Below are 6,364 nucleotides of genomic sequence, written 5' to 3'. Positions count from 1 at the left end.
CCTGATTTATCACAAAAATCCCTTCAATCAAAGCAAAATAATCCGAAAAATTTCTTGAGAATGTTTTTCTATCTCCTCAATATTGCTATGTTTTTACCCCTATTTTTCCTCACTCTGAATTGCTGTCAAGAGTAAAATTAACGACTGATTCAAACAAGATTAATGAGCGTTCTGCAACGACCGTTTCTTCGAAGAAAAACGGGACCTGGCTTCCAACCTCCTGGATGGCAGCGATATGACCGGCAAAATGTCCGCCGACGAACTGCTCCAGTTGATCCGGGAGCAGTAGAAATTGAAAGCGCGCCTCCTTGGCAGTGGTTGTGGCTGGCGTTTATTGCCACATGACTTTCCTCCTTGGCAGACAGTGTACCATTATTTCCGTATCCGGCGACAAGATGGAACACTGGAGAAACTTCATACTGCTCTTCGGCAAGAAGTGAGAAAACAATCGGGACGAAATGTCCAGCCCAGTGCTGGTGTCATCGATAGTCAATCAGTCAAAACTACTGAAGTGAGAGGCCAAAGAGGCGCGGCTGGAAGCCGCTTCCACATAACTGCGGCTGCCACTATAACTCTGCGGCTGCCGCCCGCATTCCAAAGTCCGCTTCCCCAAATTCAAAAGTGTCCGCCCCTGAACCCTTTGGGGAGAGGGGCGTAATTTATCAGAGGCAGCCTCCTGTTGTTACACTATAAGGGAGCGAATGCTCCTCATACCCTGAACCCCAAAGGGGAGAGGGCGCAACAAGACCGCTTAGCTTGATGCATATGGGCTCTTTCGCCCCACCTCAATTCCTTAATCCAGGCAAGATACCATCCCAAGGTATTTGCGGAACAGGCAAAGAGCATCAGCCGGGCTAACATGCCCGCTCTTATCAACATCAGCACACTCAGGGCATGGGGTTATACCCAGGTAGCATCTGAAGACAATCAGAGCATCAGATGGAGTAACGATTCCATCTCCGGTAAGGTCTCCAGTGCAGGTTTCGATGCAGAAGCAGCCACCGCTGATGGCAAACTGGCTGATAGTATCTTCCGGCTTTTCTATCCTCAAGGGATAGCATTCACCCTCATGGCCAGCACTGCCCTCCTCTTTGACCTTGAATTTTAACACTGCCACTGTGCCGCTTGCACCCTCGCTTATCCCGCTGTAGGGATCAAGCCCGCCTATTTTTAATCTGCCAGAGCCAAGCTCTATCACCTCAAATATGGGGAAAGAGGCGGGCAAATCCCCCTTCTCATAACCTGAGTATTCCAGGACATTGGGCTTATAAGTAAACTCAAATCCAAAGGAAGAAACCGCATCTGGTGCTCCCTGGATTCTGATTGGAATCTCAACCTCATCACCTGGTGAGCCTGTGGTGCCGACCACATCCAGCACGCCTGAAGTCTGCTCCTGGCATTCAACACACAGGCAGCCGCCAGTGGCCGAAAATTCTGTGATATCACCATCGAGCGCCTCCAGCCCCAGGGGATAGCATTCTCCTCCCTGAATCCCGCTCCTGACCTCGAATTTGAGCACAACCACTGTGCCGCTTGCACCCTCGGTTATACTGCCACCACTAGGATCAATACCCGCTACTTTTATCTTGCCAGAGCTGATCTCCCTTACTCCAAAAAGAGGCAAGGAAGCGGCTAACTCCCCTAACTTATAATCTTCCTCCCGGTATTCCAAAATCTCAGGATCGTAGGTCAGCTCAAATCCAAAGGAGTAGACATCCCAAGGCGCCCCCTGGATTCTGACGGCAATCTCAACCTCATCCCCTGGCTTCCCCTTGGCTCCAACCACATCCAGCGCGCCTGAATTATCCTCCTGGCAGGCTGCCTGAGATTCAGGTGGCTGTGACGATCCGCAGTTTTCATGAACAGCCCCATTCTGGTCATCGCAATCAGTGCCATCCTCCACATACCCAGAAGGCGGAGAGCAGGCCTGCAAGCTCTCGGAAGCATCCCCATACCAGTCACCGTCAGCATCGAGGTAGTAGGTGCGGGCCAAACCCTCATCCACCAGCCCGTCGCAGTCATTGTCCTTGCCGTCGCAAGTTTCAGGCCGAGGCTGAGGCGCAGTGCAGCCAACCCAGCGGCCAGCCTGGCAGGTTTCGGTGCCGCTGCCACAGCCTGTAGAGCAGGGTTTGGCCAGGTTCTCATCCACCAGCCCGTCACAGTCATTGTCCTTGTTATCGCAGACTTCAGAAGCAGCAGGATTGATATTGGCATCACTGTCTTGGCAATCGCCCCCTTTATCCACATAGCCCGCTGGTGCGGCAAGAGCAGTGATTGACCGATTAGGATCGCCATAACCGTCGCCGTCGGCGTCCTGGTAGTAAGTGTGGTACTGGTTTGCAATAGTAATAGTCAGGCTGGCCGTGCCCTGGGCACCCATCGAGTCTGTGGCCAGGATCGAAATGGTATGCTGGCCATTGTCTAGCATGGTCGTATCCAGCTCAATGGTCCATCTGCCCTGATCGTCAATCTCGGCCCAGCCGATAGGCGTCTCATCCACCACGGCAACGATCTCAGGCATTGAGGCCGCAGTAACCGTTCCGGTAAGGGCTATTTGCCCAGAGACTCCAGCATTGTTCGCCGGTGAAGTGATGGAAACTACCGGCGACATGGCTGCCACAGATTCGGGGATGGAAATAGTGATTTCGGCCTGACTTGAGTTGCCAGCGGCATCAAAGGCTTCGGCAGTTAAGGTGTGCGTTCCGGCGGTGATGAGATGCGGGTCAAAGGTTGTTGACCAGCCGTCTTCTCTGAAGTTGTCAATTTCAAACCATACTCCATCAATATAAAATCTTACCTTAATTACCCCATTGTAATCGCTTGCCCTAACTTTGACTGTGGTTGGCTCACATAGTATCACTCCATCAGTGGGTATTTCAAAAGCAATGTCAGGAGCTACAAAATCTTCCTCATCATAAGCACTTAAGACAAATATACCTAGAGAATAAGGGTTGGCAGTTACAGTATGTAAGGTAGTATCAATAGTTGACGGCAATTCTACCCAATTCTTAGCCATAGGATCATATTGATAAATGGTTAAGCGGCTCGGATTTACATAAAGATCAGAATCATTGTAAGTGATAGTCAATCTAATGTTAGAAATCGAAATATTGTCAGTATCGTCAGCATTGAAGTAATAGATATCACTAATATAACCTGATGGCGGTAGAGATTCAGCAGGACAATCAAAAGAAGATATAGTCATACCTTGCACAGCTGCGCCTCCTGAGCCATTAGCAGTGAGAAGGGCATCAGCAAGACTAAGTTCTATAGGTAAACTAACAGGTAGAGAATCGGTTCTGGCGCGTACGAGTATAGGTGGTGATGATGATTTTGATTCAACATCCACAAAAATGGGATTAGTCCATACATCACTGCCATCCGTATATCTAAACCTTACCACATAGAAGGTATCTTTTTGGGGAGCCGAAGTTGTAAAAGGATGCTCGTACTTTTCTGGTCGCTCTACCCTCTCAAAATACCCAAACGTCGTTCTATCATAATCATATATTGTAACATCTTTCCAATCCCCTTTGACTTTCCATTTCCAGTTAAGGGTGTCATTTGATGATACCTTAACAACGTCTCCTTGAGGTCGGGAATTAATTGAAAAAGCCCCAAAATTTTCTTTCCTCCCCGAAACGCTTACACGACCAGCTCGGATTGCTTTCAATATGCCATCTCTACTAAAATCACTTGTATATACCCAGGTAAATCCCTTGTTATCATTATACTCATAATGACTATCTGTACCACCAATACCTACAACGAATCCTTCTCCTCCCCTCACTGTAGAAACGAATCTGTCTCTCAAGAGGTCAAACCACTTCCTAATCCTAATAGTATTAGGGTCAGCCATTTTTTCATTATTTAGTAGTTGTATTCCATTAAAATTCTCACAATTCCAATTATTCCAACTTGGATTTTGGTAGGGGTGAGCAATCACAGCAAACGACTTTTCAGGGTTATGCTCATTTATTTTATTGATAATCTCCTGATGCGTATATGCCTCCTTCCTATCCTTCAACCTCCACCACTCGCTAAATAAATCTTTATCCGCTGCCAATCCATAAGCAAGACAATGACTAATATCCCCACCTCCCTTGGGGTTTCTTATAGAAAATTCCACTCCTGGAATGACAAGAAAATTTGACTTATTACAAGCAGATGCGTAGTCTTGCCAACGTATGCCAGCGTAGTAGTTGTCGTCATTATTGTGGTCAAACATACTTCTATGATCAGTAGTTATTAAGAAATTTAAGCCGATAGATTGTGCTTGGCTTATACGATCAGCCAATGTTACTGTTACATGATCAATTACCCCTTTATTTTTATCCTCATTAATAGGATTATCCTTCCCCTTGTAATTTGTATGTACATGACAATCTCCTAAATACCAAGAATCTTCTGGATACGCAGAAGGTGGTTTCGTGTCAATTTTTATTAAAATTGTAGATGATGCTATTTTGAAGTCAACCCCTCCTGGTGGCCCCACAAGACAATCTTCTGCATTCACCGCCCAAACCCCAAACATATACTGATGGCCCTCGGCAAGCTTGGTCATCGGTATAGTATAGGTAGTCTTATCCTTATCTATGTCTGTCTTCAGTAGCTTTGGAGGATGCCCATTTAACTCGTTAATCCATGATGAGATTTTCTCCTTGACATCGCAGCTGGATGACAATAGAGCTTTGCTCCTTTGTTTCTTTCTGACTAATATCGGCGGCTCCCACTCCCACATGGCCACTGCATATTGGCTTGCTCCTGCCACCTCCTTCCATCTTATTATCATATCCCTTAAGTTGTAGGTTTTACCGCTTTCTTTAGGCTCGGTTATTTCTACTTTTGCCAGAGATCCAGGTGGAAACTTAACCGTAAATTCCACCTCTGACCACAAGGCGTCCGATAAAGCAAGCGCACCTTGAGGAACCGCAGCTACCGCCACTCTGTATCTGCGCTCTGTTTTCTTATCAACCTCATAATCCTTGGATAGGTTTTCTGCTGATATTTTATAGCTGGTTTTATCCTTACTTAATTCATTATCATGAAACCATTCCGGCACCTTATTCCTGTTAATATCTCGGATGTTAAACCAATACTTTACAGCGCCTGGTACAGAATTCCATTGGACAGTAATGTCACCAAGGGGCAGGGTTACATCCTTTGCAGGCTGGTTAATTTTGGGACTTGGTAATCTGCCTGGTATTAGCCTGACATAAGCTTCATCCCGTGCTACTTCCTGCTGACTGCTGTCATACCCTATCCCCCTTATCAAATACCAGCCGCTATCCAATCCGATTGTTGACCAATTAACTGAATAATTATAACTTCCATGCAGCTCTCCGCCAGGATTATCTGACCACCCAGTAGAGATGTTACTCACCCAGAACTTGGCTGTGGCCACTCCTGGGGCAGTAGCAGACAGCTTTACTATATCGCCCACGGTAAAGGTGGCATTGTTACTTGGGCTGGTTAGTTTTAGTGGAGAGACCGTCACAATCCGATTCTGCACATTCCAATCCACCCGCCAGCCAAAATGTTCAGCCACATCCCGCACCTTGACCCAGGCTCGGTCATCTGAAGTGATTCTATCAGGCGAAATCTCAAGCGTATTGCCGCAATTATCGGTAAATTTTACCTTGCCCTTATCTTCCAGCCAATCCACCTTAAGGCACAATTTAGCCCCCAGTGGTCTGGCCGAGGCTACTGCCCTGTCGCCAATCATCTCATACCTGGTCGCATCGTCGCTGTTGAAGGCCCCATTGCCGTAAGTCAAGGTTAACTTCTCCGGCGTGCAAATAACCAAATCACCCAATAACCTACCGCTCCGCACGGCCCGCACATTGTATTTGCCTGCCCCCCTGCTGCCGTACGATATCCACCCATAGTCAAAGCCCACATACCAGGCATTATCAGGCGAGCAGTGATTCACCGTTGATGACCAGTAGCCAGAGGCTTGAGTTGTGGGGAATAGCTCAGGGTTTATGGCTGGATTGTAGCGGCTGTAGTCCACCAGAAATTGCAGCTCATTGATATTCGGCAGCCGCCAGTCGCTATACCCCCCAAGGGTGAGTCCCTCACAGTAGCGCAGCGCCTCCTCCCAGCTCATCGGCCCTGCTGTCTCTTGCTGCCACATAAGGCCGCTTGTCTCATCACTCACCGTGCCGTCGTCGTTAGCTTTGTAGGAGCCGTTGGCATAGATATAATTTTTTCTCTTCTCTACTATCACTGTCTCATCTATCACTGTCTCATCTGCGGAGCTGCCACGCACGGCCCGCACATAGTATTTGCTGTCTTGGCTTGCCCCCCTGTTGCCGTACGATATCCCCCCATAGCCAAAGCCCACATACCAGACAGTATCAGG

Annotated in this window: 1 protein-coding gene and 1 pseudogene; one reads left to right on the top strand and one right to left on the bottom strand. The window is 47.8% G+C overall.

Annotated features, from left to right (window positions below):
* Window positions 1-304 precede the first annotated feature (304 nt).
* Window positions 305-529, top strand: a pseudogene (locus AB1611_14540) (transposase).
* Between the two features lie 264 nt (window positions 530-793).
* Here the strand turns inward: AB1611_14540 and AB1611_14535 are convergent.
* Window positions 794-6,244, bottom strand: coding sequence for a DUF1566 domain-containing protein (locus AB1611_14535; protein MEW6380808.1), 5,451 nt, complete (start codon window positions 6,242-6,244; stop codon window positions 794-796).
* Window positions 6,245-6,364: the final 120 nt, after the last annotated feature.

The sequence above is a fragment of the bacterium genome (assembly GCA_040755755.1).
GTDB lineage: Bacteria > SZUA-182 > SZUA-182 > DTGQ01 > DTGQ01 > DTGQ01.
This window is presented reverse-complemented; position numbering and strand designations above follow the sequence as displayed.